Genomic DNA, 15,610 nt, shown 5'->3' on the forward strand with positions numbered 1-15,610 from the left:
CAATCCTCAAGGATTATCAAATGAACTCTATCACAGCTGATAACGGGGCTGAGTTCAGTCGTTTAGCAGAAGTTTTTGACCCTGCTCATATCTACTATGCCCACCCGTATTCTTCTTGGGAGCGTGGGACTAATGAGAATCATAATAGACTCATCCGGCGTTGGTTGCCTAAGGGAAGCAAAAATGCGACTCAACAACAAGTCGCATTTATTGAAAACTGGATTAACAACTATCCAAAGAAACTATTCAATTATAAATCTCCTATAGAGTTTTTACAGACTGCCTAACTTGAACTTGAAATTTGGCTTTTTACAAAAAATCGCAAATTTATCATAAAAAACTGTCAAGTAACTTTACTTTACAAAAATCTTTTGATATACTGTTAAAGTTGGCGAAAGCCGAAACACACACTTGAAAGGAAAATAAAGAAAATGGCAGTACCTGCACGTCACACTTCAAAAGCGAAGAAAAACAAACGTCGTACACACTACAAATTGACTGCTCCATCAGTACAATTTGACGAAACAACTGGAGATTACTCACGTTCACACCGTGTATCGCTTAAAGGATACTACAAAGGACGTAAAATCGCTAAAGCTAACGAAGCTAAATAATAGAAGGGAGATACCATGCGCGTAAATATTACACTTGAACACAAAGAATCTGGTGAACGCTTGTACCTTACTTCAAAAAACAAACGTAACACTCCAGACCGTCTTCAATTGAAAAAATACTCACCAAAATTGCGTAAACACGTAATCTTTACAGAGGTAAAATAATTGAGATAAGAAAAGCCCTTGAAATCAACGTTTCAAAGGCTTTTTTCTTTTGATTTTAGCAAGATAACTGAATTTTAACTGATTAAAATAAATCAAATAATTATTTCTGCTAAATCTATCATAGCCTGTTCAATCTTATGTTTTCCTTTCTGCATTACATGAAGATAAATTTTCTCTATCTCCTTACTATCCTCGGAATGTCCTACAAATTCTCGGATAACATTCAAACTAACTTTTTTATCTGCCATAACTGAAACAAAACTATGTCGGAACATATGAGGCACTATATGAATAGGTCTCCCAAAATCTACTAAATCATCAATATCTGCATAAGGTTTTCCACTCTTCTTGTTATATTTTGCAGACTGACTAGAGCCACCACGCAGAAACATTGAGATTTCTGACTGGTACAAAGGACTGCCCTGCTGATTCTTTCCCTTGACATAAATTCTGGTAAAGATATATCCCATATCCCTATAAGTAGGGTTAAAGCGTGCTTGAAATCTATTTCTCTCAATATACTTCAATAAAATCTCTTCCACTTTAGGAGACATTGGAATAGTTCTAACGCTCTCTTTGGTCTTTAGAATAGCCCTATATCGTTCCTTCTCATCGGTCAACCTTTGTTCAACCATTTCTTTATCACTCTTGTTGTGACTTGCTCGTTGCCAATGTACTTTGATAAGTTTATTCTTGAAATCTAATATATCTTCATTCAATCCAAGGGCTTCGCTTGGTCTCATTCCTGTCAAATAGATTATTCTTAAAACATCCGCCACTAGTTCATTATTGTGTCTCTTTGTCCACTTTTCAATAATATCAAATACTTGATTAGCCTCATCAACTTCAAGATATTTTTCAGCTATATCTTCCCTAAGTTTCGCCTGCTCCTCTGCACTTGTAAGGGTCTTACGTTTGACCTTCTTGTTTAAAATAGGGTGTTGAGAAATTGTCAATTCTCCATGCTCTACCGCCCAATCAAATATCATCTTAAGATAAATGTGAATATTTTTTGAAATTCCTTCTGTAGCATTATCAATAATACTTTGCATTTTTTCTTGCTCCATACAAAACTGCTTAAAACTCATGTTTTCATTGAAATTAGGAAAAATATGCTGATTATATACACTAACTCTACTATTCAAAGTATTCTTTGCAGGTTTAACCCTATTGACCCACCACTTAAATGCTAAACCGTATAATTCTTTATTTTCATCATACGGTCTAGCTATGTCTTTTAGAAGTACAGTCTTACTAGGCTCGATTTCTTTCGGTTTCTCTCCAGTCAACTCTAATACAGTTTCATCAATCATTGCATTCAATAACTTTGAAACTTTCGTAATCAGCTGACTATTCTTTATATCAGAGATAACTAGCTTATCTTGACCCTTGCTATCTTTTCCTGTCGGTGTTGCCTTAGTAGAATACCACCCTTTATTTTCCCCTCCTGTAAGATACTTATAGCGACTTTTTGTTATCAAGGGGTGAGTATACCTCATTGCAAATTTAACAAGTACATTACCTTTCTTAGAAGGGTCTGGTTTCCATTGATAGACCGTTAAAACTCGAGTAGTCTTACCTACTTTCATTTTCCCCTCCTTGTGCTAAGCAATAACTGCCTCGTTTTCATGGAAAATTTTATAATCAAACCAATCCTTGAAAACTTCTGCATGGATAAAAACATTCCCATGAGTTCCACAAATTCCAAAAGAATAGGGACTATTCCTCATTTGACGAATATAGTGATCCAAAGTCGGTAATTTCATACCCTTCCAGAGTTCATCTAAGAACTCCTTTTTTCGATACCAATTTTTGGTTAAATCATAATCTGACCTCGTTTTAATCTCTATCATTGAAGACATTCCTTTCTTTTGTTATAATCTAGTTAGTTAATTTTTAGAGGCGACTTGTTTTTCAAGTCGTCTTTTTTTGTCCCCATAAGGGAGAACTTTTCTGCTCTCGAATATATTGCGCTATATCTTTTTCGTCATTATCAGTTAGCCGAGACAATCCCTCTTTTAGTAGGCTCTGAATGTAATTTTCTGCCTTTTGAACATCATAGGCTTGATATTTTGCTATATAGACTTTTGCTAATGTCTTTGCAACTTGTTTCTCTGTCCAAGCCTCAGACTGTCGTAGGGTTGGTTTTGTTCGTTCAACACTCAAAACTGTCTGATTTTCGGTCTTAAGATAATCTATCCACCACTTGACCTTTTTCCTTCTCCAACGGTTTCTATCTGTCGCATTAGGACGAACAAAACGATAATGACCATTGATAGCCTCAAAATAGATAGACGATAAAGGGCGTTTCAGAAATAACTGCTCTGCAATAATATTCGCCTTTTCCTGCCAACATCTAAGTTCTGCACGAATCCAAAAGAGATATTCTACAAGTTCTTGCTTGCTAAGTTGTTCCATACGTTTATTGTAGATACACCATTGCTGATTGCCTCTGGAACCTATAGCAACCGTCTCTCCAACTCGTTCTCCATTTTCTAAGACAGATTTCTCATGATACTCAAAATGCTTTGCTTTCGAGATACATAAACCTTTCTTGCAATAGTCATATACTCGCTGAACATCTAAACTACCGTCAAATATGTCGTGAGCAATATCTAAGCGAGTAAAATTAACCGAATACTGATACAACCGACCTATCAAAGCTATCCAATTATTTTCGTTACCGTCCAAAAATTCTTCATATTGGCGACAACCTTGCCCTTTTAATTCGACAAAAACCCCCATTGAAGGTCTATCCTCATTAAAGTACACTTTAATCTCAGAACAAGCATAATGTCGCTGGTACTTGTTTATTCCCCAATTATTTAATGTGAAATCTTCTAAAGGAATTAAAAGAATATCAGTTAAAACACTTTCTGGAGGAATATTTTTAACGGTTACTGCAAAATAATCAATTCTGACTGTATTCATAGGGTTATGCTCCTAGAATTTTAATGTCCTCACATACTAATTTAACACCTGCCCAGTTACTTCGTGCCATGTTCCAAGCTAAACGAACTTTCGGCTTAACCAACTCAATCGGAACATTCAAAAGTGATTCATTTTGAGCGAGCATAGCAACCTTATCTACATTACCTACAATTTCTAGGTTGATAGCTTTCAAGTCATCAGTAGAAATTCCCATTTCAGTTAGAACTTTCACTTTATCGGCATCAAGGGCAGTACAAGTGATTTTCGTAACTTCTTCAGTTTTGATTTTCTCGCCATTAACCTCGTTATACCTATTATTTACTTTAGCAGATAGAATAACAATATTTTTCGGCACTTCAAACTGTGTCATATCCAAATCAAGTTGCCCAATCTTAAGGGTAGTATCTGTCATATTGTAAGTCATAATAATTACTCCATTTTCTATTCAAAAAGTCGTATCCTACACGAAAAGCGACTCAATCCCTTCTCCCACAAGGGTTTCAATGACTTCGGTATAACCAACAAGCCGTAACCCCTTACGTATCAAGGGTTTAGAGTACATTTCATGTATGTGTGCACCCCCTATTAGTACTGGGGGGATTTTTCTGACCTCCTGCAAAGCAGTCGGTTGGCTCTTTCTCCTAGCGAAAAGAGGAACGCTCCGCTCGATTCTGCCCCTCCAGGGCAATCGGCCCTATTTCGCTAGTCCGAAAGACCGTCATTATTTCTAATACTCCAGTAGCGGTCGCAAGCCTTATCAAAATATTCTTCAAAGTCTAGTTCATCAGACTTGAAAGGTACTTCAACATATCGAGGCTGTGGAATCACTCCGTCTATTTGAATGTAACCTGTCCCAATACCACAAGTCTTGTAGTCAATATCTTGACTAGAAAACATCATGCGACAAGAATCTGAATCAGCAGTTGTTGAACCCAATAAGAGAGCCGTACCAAAATTTTGCCTCATATACGTCGGAATGAAGTCACTTGAAGCCCTCTGTAAGCCAACTATGACCTCTATAGAAGCTTGCCTTGATTTAACCAATAAACTTCCAAGATTAGACATAGCCTCTTGATAGGCTTGCTTGCCTTCTTTAGTAGTCTCTGCCTCTGTTTTGAAAGCAATCCCCTCATCTAACACAATAACAAGTGGATAGTTCCCATTAACTTCTGCCCACGACAATACTTTTCCTTTGGAAATATAAGTTTCTGGATTATCTCCCATGACTTGAAAGCGAGTGTTCATCTCTTCTACTGCCTCTCTTAAACCTGCTGCAATCTGAAAAGGAGAATTATAAACTACCTTATAACCTAATCTATCTTCTAATTTCTTACCAACTAGCCAAGACAACTCCCCTTTTTTGGGGTCAAGCAATTTTATTTCAGCTCCTAAAGTTAAGTATTGAGCCACAAGGTTCTCTAGCATCACCGTTTTTCCCGACTTGGTCGAACCAGCCAAAAGGGCGTGAGGCGGAGAGCCAAACTGCCAACCTACTTTCTCGGAGATTGTCAAATTTGTAGTTTTGAGGGTGTCTTCCCAAGTCAGCCTATTTTCAGCAAATTTAGGGAAAATATAGGTTACTTGATTTACTGTTTCTACCATTTCTCCCAACTCTAAAGAGAGAGAACTAGATAAGAGTGAGCCAATTTTAGAGGCTAAATCATTATATTTATCTCCATATTTCATAACATAAATTTCTATATTCTGTTCTGTTTCCCTATATTTTAGAACTAAATGATTAGTGATTTGTTCTATACCATTGATAACCTGACTCTCATAAAATTTATTAGAGACAATCATATATTGCAAATTATAGTTGATTCCATTCAGGTATGCCTGCTGACACTTCCTCCAAAAACGGAATATAAGGTAAAACATCCCTAAAAAGAATATGCCAACAATTGAACTAATAATATTTTCTTGAAATAATAGGACACTAGCTAAAATTAAAACTGCGAAAACACAATAAAAATATCTTGAAATTATTTTGCTATATATGATAGGAATGTATAGGTTTGGCTTAACCGTTCTAAGCCTCTGTTTGTTCCATCGTAACACTCGCCTTATTATTCTTCTCATTATCAGCACTCTCTTCCTTCACGCTTTCAACTGATATAATGTCCAACGACCATAACAAAAGTGGGATAACTAAGAACCCCCCAGCAACAAAAACCGTTTCTATTAAAGGAGTTCCGTATTCGCTTGTCATATCTAATAGCAAGTAAATAGAAAAGACTAACGCTGGATAAGTTATATAAAACAATAGTTTGTAGATTTTCATGAAATTTGTCCTTTCTTAAAACAAAAGGGGGAGGGGTTAGCTCCCCCTAACATCACTAAGCTTCAATTACAGAGGTATAAAAAGAAGTTTCCCTATAACCTTGATAAACTACTCTATTCATTATTCTAATACGAGAATCATCAGAAATACGGTGTTTTTGACGATTAAGAATAATGATGTTTTCTGCTAACTTCTTCAAGGTTGCCTCATATATTACACCACTAAATGGCAAATTTTTCTTTAGGAATTCTCGGGAGTCATTATCTAATATAAAAGGTACTGAATTATCTGAATTAAAGCCTTGTACTCGTTTAATCCCATTGATATTTGGCATTTCCATTCCTTCATTGAGGAAAATTTCTTTAAATGTTTTCATATATATATTTCTCCATTTTCTATTTTGTTGTTATAGTCAATATTTTTAAAGAGGTAAGTATTGGTGAAGCTCTAATCATAGAATCTCCTTTATATATTCTTAGTGGTCACACTAGGATACAATATCGGGATAAAATTAAACCTAATAAAAGGTTTAAAGTATTTCTTTTTGATACTGCTTATATCCAGCAAAAATGACTAATTTTATAATATAAGAAAGCCTCAAAATTCGTCTATTATTTTCCCCCATGAATTTTCTTTGATAGCTTTCTAATCCATTCCAAATTTCATCATCTAAATATAATTTAGGGGTTGTACTAGCGTCAGAATCTATTTTAAAGCTTAGCTTATCCATCTCTTGTGCTAGCATATCCCAGTCCTCACTATCATAGCTAGTAGTATTTCTGTAACACATTTCAACAATACTAGAAAAACTAACCTTAAACGCAATATTCCTAGAAACCCCATTTAAAAATGGAAAATCACTCAACAAACTATTTTCTGCTTTTTCAATTAGTCCTTGAGCTATCTCTTTCTCTAGCTGTTTTTGTTTAAACTCGATTAATTCATCAACCCAAAAAGAAGTAACAGAAGCTAAACGAACACTTTTATAGATTCTCATATCCCTTCTCCTTTTGTATCTTGGTATACCTACTATACCATGAATCGGGATGCTTGTCAACAAAATAACTGAAAAATAACTGATTAAACTTCAAGTAATCTATAATTCACTATATATCACTCGCTTTCTATCCGATATAAAGCCTGTCAGATAAAGCTTTCTAAGTATCATAATACTTCATTAAAATAACATTTTCTTTACAGAGGTAAAATAATTGAGATAAGAAAAGCCTATGAAACCAACGTTTCAAAGGCTTTTTTTAAATACGACAGCATGTCGTATTTAAAAAAAGTCCAAAATCACAAATTTTGAACTTTTTCGATTAATTTTTATTCATTAAATGATACGTGCACGTGATCATAGTGATTAGCTGTTACGCCACCACGATCTGGCATTGGATTCCATGTATAAGCAGGTCCGTAGACACTTGGCCATGGTGAATAGAATTTTTGCTCCCAAATAATGTATGAGATATTACGAGCTCCCATCGTATCAATGGCATATTGAGCGACTTGATCACCTAAGTCAGAACCTACTGGAACCATAAAGTCAACAGCAAGCCCTTTTCCGTGATCTCCTGAATCACCTGGACGGTATAAACTAAATGACGTAATGCCATAAAGACCTGCAACTTCTTCTTTATAAGCAGCAACATGTGGTTTCAAACCAGCATTTTCTGGTTTTGATACGGCTGATGAAGACGGTGCTGGCGCTTGTGACGTTGTTGGAGTTGAAGTCTCTTCTGCTGTAACGGCTTCTGTGACAGTCTCAACAACTGGCGCAGCCGAAATTGTTGTCGCTTCAGTTGTTGTCTCCACTATAGGAACTTCTGTTGTTTCTTCTACTGCTGGAGCAGTCGGTTCTACCTCAGTTTCCTCTGAAACAGGTGCTTCAGAAATAGCTTGAGTGGGTTCTTCTGGTTTAACAGTCACTTCTTCAGTAATTGACGCTTCTGTGACTTCCGCTACAACTGGAGTGGCCTCAGTAGCACTACTTGTCTCTCCTTCTGTTGTTAGAGGAGCAGAAACAGTCGTTTCTTCTGTAACAACTGACTCTGTTGCTACTGCAGTAGTCTCAGATGTGTTAGGTGTAACTTCTGTCTCATTAGTCACTGTTACTGGGATTTCATCAACTACTTCTGATACAGACCCAGTAGATACTGGTGGTGTCACTTCAACAGCTGTTAATTGATTATTAGCATCATAGCTAAGTTTCAAGACAGTATCTGGAAAAATCAAATCCAGATTAGAGATCTGATTGATTTGAGCCAAAATATACATGTCGACATCCGTTGCAGCTGCAATTGTGCTGAGCGTGTCACCGAATTTAATCGTATAAGTCTTACTATTGCTTGTTTTTGCTGCATCAGCTTGAATTTCAGCAATTGTACGTGGCGTCCAATTAAGCGTTGAGTTTTCTTGAGCACTCACTTCCATACCAGATACTGCAAAAAGAGTAGCTACTGTCGTCGAAGCAACCAACGTTTTTTTAGTTAATTTCATGTGAATATTTCCTTTTTCATTTAATAACTATACTCATCATATCATAAAGCAAGCATGAAAAGTTTAAAATAGTCTCCCATTTTTGACATTTAATCTTGCTGTCTCAAAATTGTAACACTCTGACTTTTTTTGTAAAAATCAGCACAGCCATTCCGACCTACCTCTCATAGCATAACTGCCCATAACTATTACTTACCTTGTAAAATTTCCACAAAGCGATGGGTAAACTGTGCCGTCATTCCCCAAAGGTTTTCGCCCACATTTTCATAAAAGGGAATCTTACGATTTTGATGACCAAAACGATAATTTTCCCCCTGATTGATTCGCTCAAAAGGAAAATCAGAATCCTTACGAAAATCTGCTTTCAATTTGTAATAAGTAGGGGTTGTTTCCAAAAGCTGGCGCAAAGGAATGGTAAACAGTCTGTCAACTTCATTATTAGGCGTGATGTCACGCCAATTTTCAATCATTAGTTGCCCTACAAAACAATGAATCTCCCTATCTTGATAAACAAAATAATCAATTTCGCCAACAAGCTCAATCACATCAGCAGACAAATTAAGTTCTTCAATCGTTTCACGAATCGCAGCCTGAGAAAAGGCTTCACCAGCCTCCACGCGCCCACCTGGAAAAGCTACCTCACCCGGCTGAGAAATAGTATGACTCCTAATTTGATACAATACCTGCCACTCGTCATTTTCCCAAATCAAAGGAAGTAGCACTGCATAGTGTTTAGTCACACCAAGAGGCTTTGCCGTATAGCCTTCTAACTTTTCTTTTATCTTATCCATCATGTCTTTTATTATAAAAGTTTTAGTCGCAAATGTCAGAAAAATAACTTGTTCAAAATTATATAAAATTTTTACACATAAATCATTGACTTTTTTTCTTTATAGGTATATATTTTATATATAAAGAAATCACATATCAGAAGGAGGGGCCTTATGTATTTTCCAACTTCAGCTATTCTGATTGAGTTTCTCATTTTGGCCATCGTCGAAAAGGAAGATTCCTATGGATACGAGATTAGCCAAACCGTCAAACTCATCGCAAACATAAAAGAGTCCACGCTCTATCCGATCCTCAAAAAACTAGAAAGTGCACACTTTGTCACGACCTATACCCAGGAGCACCAAGGACGTAAACGCAAATACTATGCCATTACCGATTTAGGGCGAGCTCAAGTGTCTTTTCTAAAAGGAGAATGGCTGAGCTACACCACAGCAGTCAACGATATTATCGAAGGGAGATTAAGACATGACAAGGACTGAGTACCTAGCGGAGCTAGAAAAAGAATTACGGCAGCTCCCCAAAAAAGATTTTCAAGAAGCCATGGATTACTTCACCGAATACTTTGACGAAGCTGGTCCAGAAAACGAAGCCGACCTTATAGCTGAATTAGGCACACCACAAGAAGCAGCCAGCGATATCCTAGCAAATGTTATCGGCAAAGAAGACTTCCAATCCAATAAATTCTTCAAGCGCCCACGTAGTGGTAAAGAAATTGCTCTTTTGGTTGGTCTAATCCTGATGGCATCACCTGTATTATTTCTTGTAGCTGGTGTTCTTCTAGGGCTTCTCTTAGCAGCCATAGCCTTACTCATTGGACTAGCTGGATTTGTGATTGCCATGATTATCTTGATCGCCTGCCTCTTACTAACAGGTTTCCTTCTCTCTGTAGCAGCCATTATCATCGCCTTTGTGACACTCGGAGAAAGCCTAACTATCTTTAATAGCTCTTGGCCAGCCATGACCATGGGCTTCGGTGGATTCTTTGCAGCAATCGGTGGCGGCGTCCTCATTTTCCTACTCAGCCTCTATTTAACAAAACTCTACGGCAGAGGTCTTATGGCTTTTGGAAAATGGCTGAGCAACTCACTTAAAAACCTCTGGAACAAGCGCAAATGGAGGAAATCTCATGAATACTAAATCAAATACCAAATGGAAATACTTACTTTTCTTTGGCCTAGGAAGTGTCGTTGTCGGACTTTCTCTCCTAGCCTTCGGAGCAGCTACAGGCGGTATCGAAGGAATCAAAAACAACACCAAGGCAACCAAAGAAGTCAAAACGTTTGATAAGGTGAAAAATTTAGACATCAATAGTTTTTACAATGTCACTGTCAAATCTGGTGATGTTGATAAAGTCACTGTAACTTACTACGCACATAAAAAATTTAGACCAAAGACCTCACTTCAACAAGATAAAGAGACCCTTATTATCAACCAAACCGAACGTGGTTCCTTTGTCACTGGCTTTATGGAGACCGGGGGCTATCTTCTCAATGAACGTACTGGTAATGAAGATTACAATGAAACCATTATCACTGTTCCTAAAAACCTAGTTCTCGAAAACTTAAATGGTCAATTCAATTTTCATCATTCACAGTTAATCGATTTAAAAATTAAGAATATCAATGCACGTGGCATAAGCTATCTTGACAATGTGACAATTAACAATGGGACAATAAGTGCTTACAGTTCTCAAATTGATAACAGTCGCCTCAGCAATGTCACTTTTGATACTGATATTAATCATTTATCCTTTGATAACAGCACCGTTGAAAATAGCACTTTTGACAACTTCCACGCCAGTCTATCTTTAGAAAACTCTCACTTCAAAAATGTTACCTTCAAAGCAACACAGGTTGACGACCCAGAAACAGAAGAGCAAGACGAATTTGGAAGTGACTATTGGTATGATCAGTACGGCAACGCTCTTTATGGACATCTTGATATCAATAGTGGAACACTAGAAAATGTTACTTATACGGGGGCAGGTGAGTTAACAGGACGCAATGTCAACTTAATTGGTAACATCAATCTCTCAGGCACTTTCCTATCAACTGATTTCCAATTAACCTCAGAAAGCCTAAAATCAACGTCTATGGATTTCTTTGCAAGCCATGGCACGATTAGTATTGACAACAAGATGATAAAGAATACCAATACTGACAGTAGCTATCAGAAAAAAATAGATAAAGCTAAAGCAGATTTGATTATTAAGAGTAAAGGTGGCTACATTTCCATTCAATAGCAAAAAGAGAGGCTGGGCAAATTTGCCCAGCCTTCCTATTTTATCAATCTTTTGACGAAGTGGTTGATTGGAGATTTATAGTGGATTGAGAAAGGAATAGGACAAGGCAAGGAGCTACTGATAGAACTTAGCGTTCGTCAAAGCTACTTAACGATGTCCTAACCTTTATTCAATTCACTATACAATTAGACACTTCTTCATTTTCAAGTATCCACCTAGAACAGTCTTTCAACCAAAGCTTAGAAAACAAAAACAATGAGAAGCCAAAACATCGATATTTTGGCTTCTTGTTACTCATTTTCTCTATCAATTAAAACCATAGATACGTCTGACAACACGGTAAACTCCATTAGCCACCTTACGACTTGGAAACACAGACGGTTTTACTAACTGTCCAAGAAGACCATTACGGATTTCACGATAGAGTTTTGGATTCGTTTCTTTGATGTAAGCCCAGAGTTCTTGTTTTTTAGCTAAATGCTCAGGTTTTCCAGCTCGGTTAAGAAGAGCCGATGAAATCACCGTCGTAATTTCTAAATGATTGAGCAAATAAGTTCTTAGCTTCGGATGATCAATCTTCTCATCATCAAACTGATCAACCAAGAGCTTATTAACCTTAAGTTGCTGATCAATCCGTTTAATCATGACCTTTTCATTGACAGATTGGTCTTCACGACCAATAAAGTAACGGTAAAAATCAACTGGCAGATAATACATGTTTTTCACTGCCTGTAGCGGTGTAAAGACAAACAAATTATCCACATAAAAGGTATGTTCTGGTAGTTCAAAATTGACCTCACGCAAGAGTTCTGTTCGATAAATGAGAGAGTGCATCATCATGTATTGACCTTTTGAAAAATCGCCAACCTCATCCCATCCAAAAACACGTCCTTCTGGTAAGATACCATCATAGCGCATGCTTTTTTTACGAGAAAGCCCCTCTTTTTCATAAACAAAATTAGAAACAAAAGCGTCTACAGGTGTCTGTTCTTCATTCAAATGATTAAGAGTCTCTAAAATCTTGAGATAGGCCCTGCTATCAACCCAGTCGTCACTATCAACAACTTTAAAATACTGACCTTTTGCTTCACGAAGCCCCGTATTAACGGCTCCGCCATGCCCTTTATTTTCCTGATTAACCAAACGAACATTAGAAAATTGCGCCTCAAGCCTAGTCCCCACAGTAGCAGTTTCATCACTTGAACCATCATTAATAATCAAAATTTCAACTTGATTGCCCCCAATAACCAAGGAATTTACACAATAGTGTAAATACTCACTTGCATTATAAGATGGAATAGCAATAGTTAACAACGTCATACGATACTCCTTTGTAACCCTTATTATACTCAATGAACATCAAAAGATACCTAGCAAGCCAAAAAACACACTTTTCAGAAAAGACGTCCACCAGCATATCATCCTAAATTTCAAAGAGCCTTAAAAGGTTAAACATACGCTTTTTATCTTATCATATTTAGCTATTTTTCGCTACTTGATACCTGCTTCTAAATAGCACATCTAATGTTTTTTTAATAATGTCATACAGAAAATTTTACCAATTCGCCTGATATAATTAAGACAAACAGGGATAGTATTGTCTTACCCTGTTAATCACCAATTTATCTACCATCAAACTAAGAACTATAATCATTTGAATTAACTTTACTACATCGTCGATTTCGATTTGCTATACTTTTTGAGTTGTCTGCGTCTCAGCTCCTTATTTTAATGCTAATTCATTCGATTGTATAATTCTGATAACATTATAAAAAGCCAGCCTTAGAGCTGACTTTAAAAATACTAATCTTAAAATTAAAGCATTTTGTTGTACAGTTAAGATTACTTAGCTTTACACGTTCTTTACACTCCCTAACCCCTAATATGATAGGCTTTCTAACCAAATAACTTATAATTAGACAGTGTTAAATACTCCCCCAAAGTTCGCCAAAAGGGGAGCAAAAAAAGGGCCTTTCAGTAGCCCTAAGTTATGAGTTCAGCAGGCAAGAACTAGCGTAGTCATCAGCTACGCTTTTTTTGATTGTCTTGGGATTGCTGATAGATCTATTATACCATGTTAGCACGCGCTAAAATGTGCCTTAATCTTGCTCTGTGAATGTTTTGATTACTCCGTTTCTATATAGTTTTGCAAAATCCAATAAGGCTAGCTCTTTGTCTCTGTGGTATGTACTACTGGCCACGCTTAAAATACTCTTTTGCTCTTTTGTGCCTAGTCTTTGGGGCATGAGATAACTCAAGACTAATGTCGCCCTCCTGCGTGGTATCTCAATAGCATTAATAGCCTTTATAATCTCGTTGACTTCGTAAGGTGCTTCACGTTGCCAATCATGGCGCATCATCTCAAATTCTTCTGGCTTAAAGTCAAACAGTTCAACCGTCCACACATCACTTACGCTTATCAAGCTATAATGAAACCCTGCAACGTTCCGCCACTTGTGGAACTCGCTTAGTTTACGCCTAGCCAATTCTTTTAGCTGTCTTTTCTCCATCTCGCCTCTCCTTTATGGTAAAATATAGGCACTGATTATATTTACCAAGGAGACGGCGCACGCTGTCTTTTTTGTCATTTCTCGGCGTTCTCTCGGAGTTCCATAACGTACTGCCTCCCCTCATACCTTACCGTAACCTTACCGTTTTTTCAGCTCATATCTTATAATCGTTTCTTATCCTCACCTTGTACTAACCTTGTACTTCTTAGGTTGTCCGACTTAGGGTAATCTTAGGGTACAAAACTTGACCACCTTATGGTTACCTTATAGTTTTCCCGGGCTATTCGTCGTTTCGTAAAATCCTAAAACGTTCTATATTTTTACACACTAAAAGTCTAAAGAGTACAACAACAAAACACCCACAAGCTCCATAATATCAAGGCTTTTTCCATTGTCGTTTGTTCCACCGGAGCGGATTTGTTCGTTTTGTAAAACCTAAAAGTACTTCAAAAATCCCCCCGCTACCTCGCCTAAACTTCCCTAAAAAACTGGTATTACCTAGCCTAAATCTAACCAAATTTTGGAACGTTTTGACGGTTTATTTGTTTGGGAAAACAGTTATTTTAACCATAACTTAATGCCTTTAGTTATGTATTTACAAAACCTATTATAATGCCTCCAATACGTGTTAGACCTCATTCTTTTAGGTCTACTAGGAAACTGGTCATAATCAACGTACCCTTTTTCTGGCCAATAACTAGGCTCTATCTTCCTAGCTTCACGGATAGCAAGCCCCCAATAATACTGACAATCTGTCTTGCTGCGGTTTAGTGTTTGCTTATGGATCTGCTGACATGTTCCACAACCAAAGTATAAATACCGTTTGTAGAGTTTCCTGCAACGTCTACCACAATAAGGGCAAAGAAAGAAATACCTATACCCTCCTTTTGTACCTGGTATTTTGGCCAATTCAAAACTATCTCGACCTATAACAATAAAAAGGTTATCTAGGTCAATGGTCAAGGGGTAGTCATCTAATTCAGCCTTACCTTGGGTTATCCCTTTCTTTTTCATAGCTCTGGTAAATGTCTCTATATACAATACTTCCATTCAAAAATATCCCTATACTGTAAAAACCCAAATCTATTGGATAAACAACGAAAAGAGGCGCGTGCCTCTTTGTTTTATTCTTTGGATAATAGCCCGCTGACTGCCATATCTCGGATAAACTGTTTTTCAGTATCTGCTGGTAATTCTAACAGGTCTAGTAATTCTCCTAATGCCTGTTTATCTGTACTAGCAATAACTTTCTTTAGAATTTTTTCGTATTGTTGTTCTAGATAGTCGCAAAATGCTAATCTATGAGCTTGTGTTGGTGTTACATTTAAAGTCATATAACAAGCTTCAGATACCTGTGAGAATAGCTTTGCACGCGCTTCTGGGTGCTTATACAGTTCATAAATGTTCAGACTGGTATCTTCTTCTTGTAACTTTTTAGCTATCACCAGTAACTTGGGAATATCACCAGCTTCTACGGGTGTATCATCAGCCATATAATCCAATCGATGTTGTTCAAGTTCTAATCGGTCTTTTTCTGCTTGTTCTAAATAATCATTGTTTGCCATGTCGTTTATCT

General features: G+C 37.0%; 20 protein-coding genes. 6 read left to right on the top strand and 14 right to left on the bottom strand.

The annotated features are described in order from the left end of the window. From EAF07_RS04980 to rpmG, 3 genes are all read left to right on the top strand, one after another. The coding region (locus tag EAF07_RS04980; RefSeq protein ID WP_121835272.1) for an IS30 family transposase at positions 1–287 on the top strand (287 nt) is incomplete at its 5' end. A gap of 144 nt (positions 288–431) precedes the next feature. Beyond that, a complete protein-coding gene (gene rpmF / locus EAF07_RS04985) occupies positions 432–614 on the top strand; it encodes a 50S ribosomal protein L32 (RefSeq protein ID WP_000290414.1) in 183 nt (60 codons plus the stop codon). 15 nt (positions 615–629) lie between these two features. Further along, on the top strand, positions 630–779 hold the full coding sequence (gene rpmG / locus EAF07_RS04990; RefSeq protein WP_002262412.1) for a 50S ribosomal protein L33: 150 nt from the start codon (positions 630–632) through the stop codon (positions 777–779). A 92-nt stretch (positions 780–871) separates the two neighbouring features. Here rpmG and EAF07_RS04995 read toward each other — a convergent pair whose 3' ends face one another. The 10 genes from EAF07_RS04995 to EAF07_RS05040 all read right to left on the bottom strand — a co-directional run bounded on the left by EAF07_RS04995 (position 872) and on the right by EAF07_RS05040 (position 9,284). Beyond that, on the bottom strand, positions 872–2,368 hold the full coding sequence (locus EAF07_RS04995) for a tyrosine-type recombinase/integrase (protein ID WP_121835274.1): 1,497 nt from the start codon (positions 2,366–2,368) through the stop codon (positions 872–874). A gap of 15 nt (positions 2,369–2,383) precedes the next feature. Further along, a complete protein-coding gene (locus tag EAF07_RS05000) occupies positions 2,384–2,632 on the bottom strand; it encodes a hypothetical protein (protein ID WP_017647554.1) in 249 nt (82 codons plus the stop codon). Positions 2,633–2,693: 61 nt separating this feature from the next. After that, positions 2,694–3,710, bottom strand: coding sequence for a replication initiation factor domain-containing protein (locus EAF07_RS05005; RefSeq protein WP_121835276.1), 1,017 nt, complete (start codon positions 3,708–3,710; stop codon positions 2,694–2,696). Between the two features lie 4 nt (positions 3,711–3,714). Then, the gene (locus EAF07_RS05010) at positions 3,715–4,134 is read right to left on the bottom strand and encodes a hypothetical protein (RefSeq protein WP_041785189.1); all 420 of its coding nucleotides are present in this window, start codon (positions 4,132–4,134) and stop codon (positions 3,715–3,717) included. Positions 4,135–4,412: 278 nt separating this feature from the next. Then, positions 4,413–5,510 carry an FtsK/SpoIIIE domain-containing protein gene (locus EAF07_RS05015; protein WP_425452092.1) on the bottom strand — a complete coding sequence of 366 codons (1,098 nt, stop codon included), beginning with the start codon at positions 5,508–5,510 and terminating at the stop codon, positions 4,413–4,415. A 229-nt stretch (positions 5,511–5,739) separates the two neighbouring features. After that, a complete protein-coding gene (locus EAF07_RS05020) occupies positions 5,740–5,991 on the bottom strand; it encodes a hypothetical protein (protein ID WP_111713045.1) in 252 nt (83 codons plus the stop codon). 55 nt (positions 5,992–6,046) lie between these two features. Next, positions 6,047–6,367, bottom strand: coding sequence for a hypothetical protein (locus EAF07_RS05025; RefSeq protein ID WP_121835279.1), 321 nt, complete (start codon positions 6,365–6,367; stop codon positions 6,047–6,049). A 153-nt stretch (positions 6,368–6,520) separates the two neighbouring features. Then, positions 6,521–6,988, bottom strand: a complete 468-nt coding sequence (locus tag EAF07_RS05030; RefSeq protein WP_043983200.1) for a hypothetical protein — start codon at positions 6,986–6,988, stop codon at positions 6,521–6,523. Between the two features lie 329 nt (positions 6,989–7,317). After that, positions 7,318–8,490, bottom strand: coding sequence for a LysM peptidoglycan-binding domain-containing protein (locus EAF07_RS05035; protein WP_121835281.1), 1,173 nt, complete (start codon positions 8,488–8,490; stop codon positions 7,318–7,320). A 188-nt stretch (positions 8,491–8,678) separates the two neighbouring features. Beyond that, positions 8,679–9,284 (bottom strand): NUDIX hydrolase, encoded by a 606-nt coding sequence (locus EAF07_RS05040; protein ID WP_121835283.1) that lies wholly within the window; start codon positions 9,282–9,284, stop codon positions 8,679–8,681. Positions 9,285–9,434: 150 nt separating this feature from the next. On the opposite strand from EAF07_RS05040, the gene EAF07_RS05045 reads away from it, so the two are divergent. From EAF07_RS05045 to EAF07_RS05055, 3 genes are read left to right on the top strand one after another with little or no spacing between them, the layout of a single operon-like run. After that, positions 9,435–9,761: a PadR family transcriptional regulator gene (locus EAF07_RS05045; protein ID WP_121835285.1), complete on the top strand. Its 327-nt coding sequence runs from the start codon at positions 9,435–9,437 to the stop codon at positions 9,759–9,761. Continuing rightward, a complete protein-coding gene (locus tag EAF07_RS05050; RefSeq protein ID WP_121835287.1) occupies positions 9,748–10,419 on the top strand; it encodes a DUF1700 domain-containing protein in 672 nt (223 codons plus the stop codon). Before EAF07_RS05045 ends, EAF07_RS05050 begins: the two co-directional genes overlap by 14 nt. Further along, the gene (locus tag EAF07_RS05055; RefSeq protein ID WP_121835289.1) at positions 10,409–11,524 is read left to right on the top strand and encodes a DUF4097 family beta strand repeat-containing protein; all 1,116 of its coding nucleotides are present in this window, start codon (positions 10,409–10,411) and stop codon (positions 11,522–11,524) included. Before EAF07_RS05050 ends, EAF07_RS05055 begins: the two co-directional genes overlap by 11 nt. A gap of 306 nt (positions 11,525–11,830) precedes the next feature. Here the strand turns inward: EAF07_RS05055 and EAF07_RS05060 are convergent, their stop codons facing one another. From EAF07_RS05060 to EAF07_RS05075, 4 genes are all read right to left on the bottom strand, one after another. Beyond that, positions 11,831–12,844 (bottom strand): glycosyltransferase family 2 protein, encoded by a 1,014-nt coding sequence (locus tag EAF07_RS05060; protein WP_121835291.1) that lies wholly within the window; start codon positions 12,842–12,844, stop codon positions 11,831–11,833. Between the two features lie 779 nt (positions 12,845–13,623). Continuing rightward, complete coding sequence (locus EAF07_RS05065) at positions 13,624–14,034, bottom strand: hypothetical protein (protein WP_121835293.1); 411 nt, start codon at positions 14,032–14,034, stop codon at positions 13,624–13,626. A 558-nt stretch (positions 14,035–14,592) separates the two neighbouring features. Then, positions 14,593–15,084: a hypothetical protein gene (locus EAF07_RS10760; protein ID WP_121835295.1), complete on the bottom strand. Its 492-nt coding sequence runs from the start codon at positions 15,082–15,084 to the stop codon at positions 14,593–14,595. Between the two features lie 74 nt (positions 15,085–15,158). Beyond that, entirely contained in the window at positions 15,159–15,599 is a 441-nt protein-coding gene (locus EAF07_RS05075; RefSeq protein ID WP_121835297.1) for a hypothetical protein, read from the bottom strand. Between the last annotated feature and the right edge of the window lie 11 nt (positions 15,600–15,610).

Origin of the sequence: Streptococcus hillyeri, assembly GCF_003686955.1 — a bacterium.
GTDB classification, from domain to species: Bacteria; Bacillota; Bacilli; order Lactobacillales; family Streptococcaceae; genus Streptococcus; species Streptococcus hillyeri.

Excerpts from the sequence above, each read along its gene's own strand:
- EAF07_RS04995 (WP_121835274.1), bottom strand. The coding sequence starts at position 2,368 with ATGAAAGTAGGTAAGACTACTCGAGTTTTAACGGTCTATCAATGGAAA.
- EAF07_RS05030 (WP_043983200.1), bottom strand. The coding sequence starts at position 6,988 with ATGAGAATCTATAAAAGTGTTCGTTTAGCTTCTGTTACTTCTTTTTGG.
- rpmG (WP_002262412.1), top strand. The coding sequence starts at position 630 with ATGCGCGTAAATATTACACTTGAACACAAAGAATCTGGTGAACGCTTG.
- EAF07_RS05025 (WP_121835279.1), bottom strand. The coding sequence starts at position 6,367 with ATGAAAACATTTAAAGAAATTTTCCTCAATGAAGGAATGGAAATGCCA.
- EAF07_RS05050 (WP_121835287.1), top strand. The coding sequence starts at position 9,748 with ATGACAAGGACTGAGTACCTAGCGGAGCTAGAAAAAGAATTACGGCAG.
- EAF07_RS10760 (WP_121835295.1), bottom strand. The coding sequence starts at position 15,084 with ATGGAAGTATTGTATATAGAGACATTTACCAGAGCTATGAAAAAGAAA.
- EAF07_RS05055 (WP_121835289.1), top strand. The coding sequence starts at position 10,409 with ATGAATACTAAATCAAATACCAAATGGAAATACTTACTTTTCTTTGGC.
- EAF07_RS05005 (WP_121835276.1), bottom strand. The coding sequence starts at position 3,710 with ATGAATACAGTCAGAATTGATTATTTTGCAGTAACCGTTAAAAATATT.
- EAF07_RS05015 (WP_425452092.1), bottom strand. The coding sequence starts at position 5,510 with ATGATTGTCTCTAATAAATTTTATGAGAGTCAGGTTATCAATGGTATA.
- EAF07_RS05040 (WP_121835283.1), bottom strand. The coding sequence starts at position 9,284 with ATGATGGATAAGATAAAAGAAAAGTTAGAAGGCTATACGGCAAAGCCT.
- EAF07_RS05060 (WP_121835291.1), bottom strand. The coding sequence starts at position 12,844 with ATGACGTTGTTAACTATTGCTATTCCATCTTATAATGCAAGTGAGTAT.
- EAF07_RS05000 (WP_017647554.1), bottom strand. The coding sequence starts at position 2,632 with ATGATAGAGATTAAAACGAGGTCAGATTATGATTTAACCAAAAATTGG.
- EAF07_RS05020 (WP_111713045.1), bottom strand. The coding sequence starts at position 5,991 with ATGAAAATCTACAAACTATTGTTTTATATAACTTATCCAGCGTTAGTC.
- EAF07_RS05035 (WP_121835281.1), bottom strand. The coding sequence starts at position 8,490 with ATGAAATTAACTAAAAAAACGTTGGTTGCTTCGACGACAGTAGCTACT.
- EAF07_RS05065 (WP_121835293.1), bottom strand. The coding sequence starts at position 14,034 with ATGGAGAAAAGACAGCTAAAAGAATTGGCTAGGCGTAAACTAAGCGAG.
- EAF07_RS05010 (WP_041785189.1), bottom strand. The coding sequence starts at position 4,134 with ATGACTTACAATATGACAGATACTACCCTTAAGATTGGGCAACTTGAT.
- rpmF (WP_000290414.1), top strand. The coding sequence starts at position 432 with ATGGCAGTACCTGCACGTCACACTTCAAAAGCGAAGAAAAACAAACGT.
- EAF07_RS05045 (WP_121835285.1), top strand. The coding sequence starts at position 9,435 with ATGTATTTTCCAACTTCAGCTATTCTGATTGAGTTTCTCATTTTGGCC.
- EAF07_RS05075 (WP_121835297.1), bottom strand. The coding sequence starts at position 15,599 with ATGGCAAACAATGATTATTTAGAACAAGCAGAAAAAGACCGATTAGAA.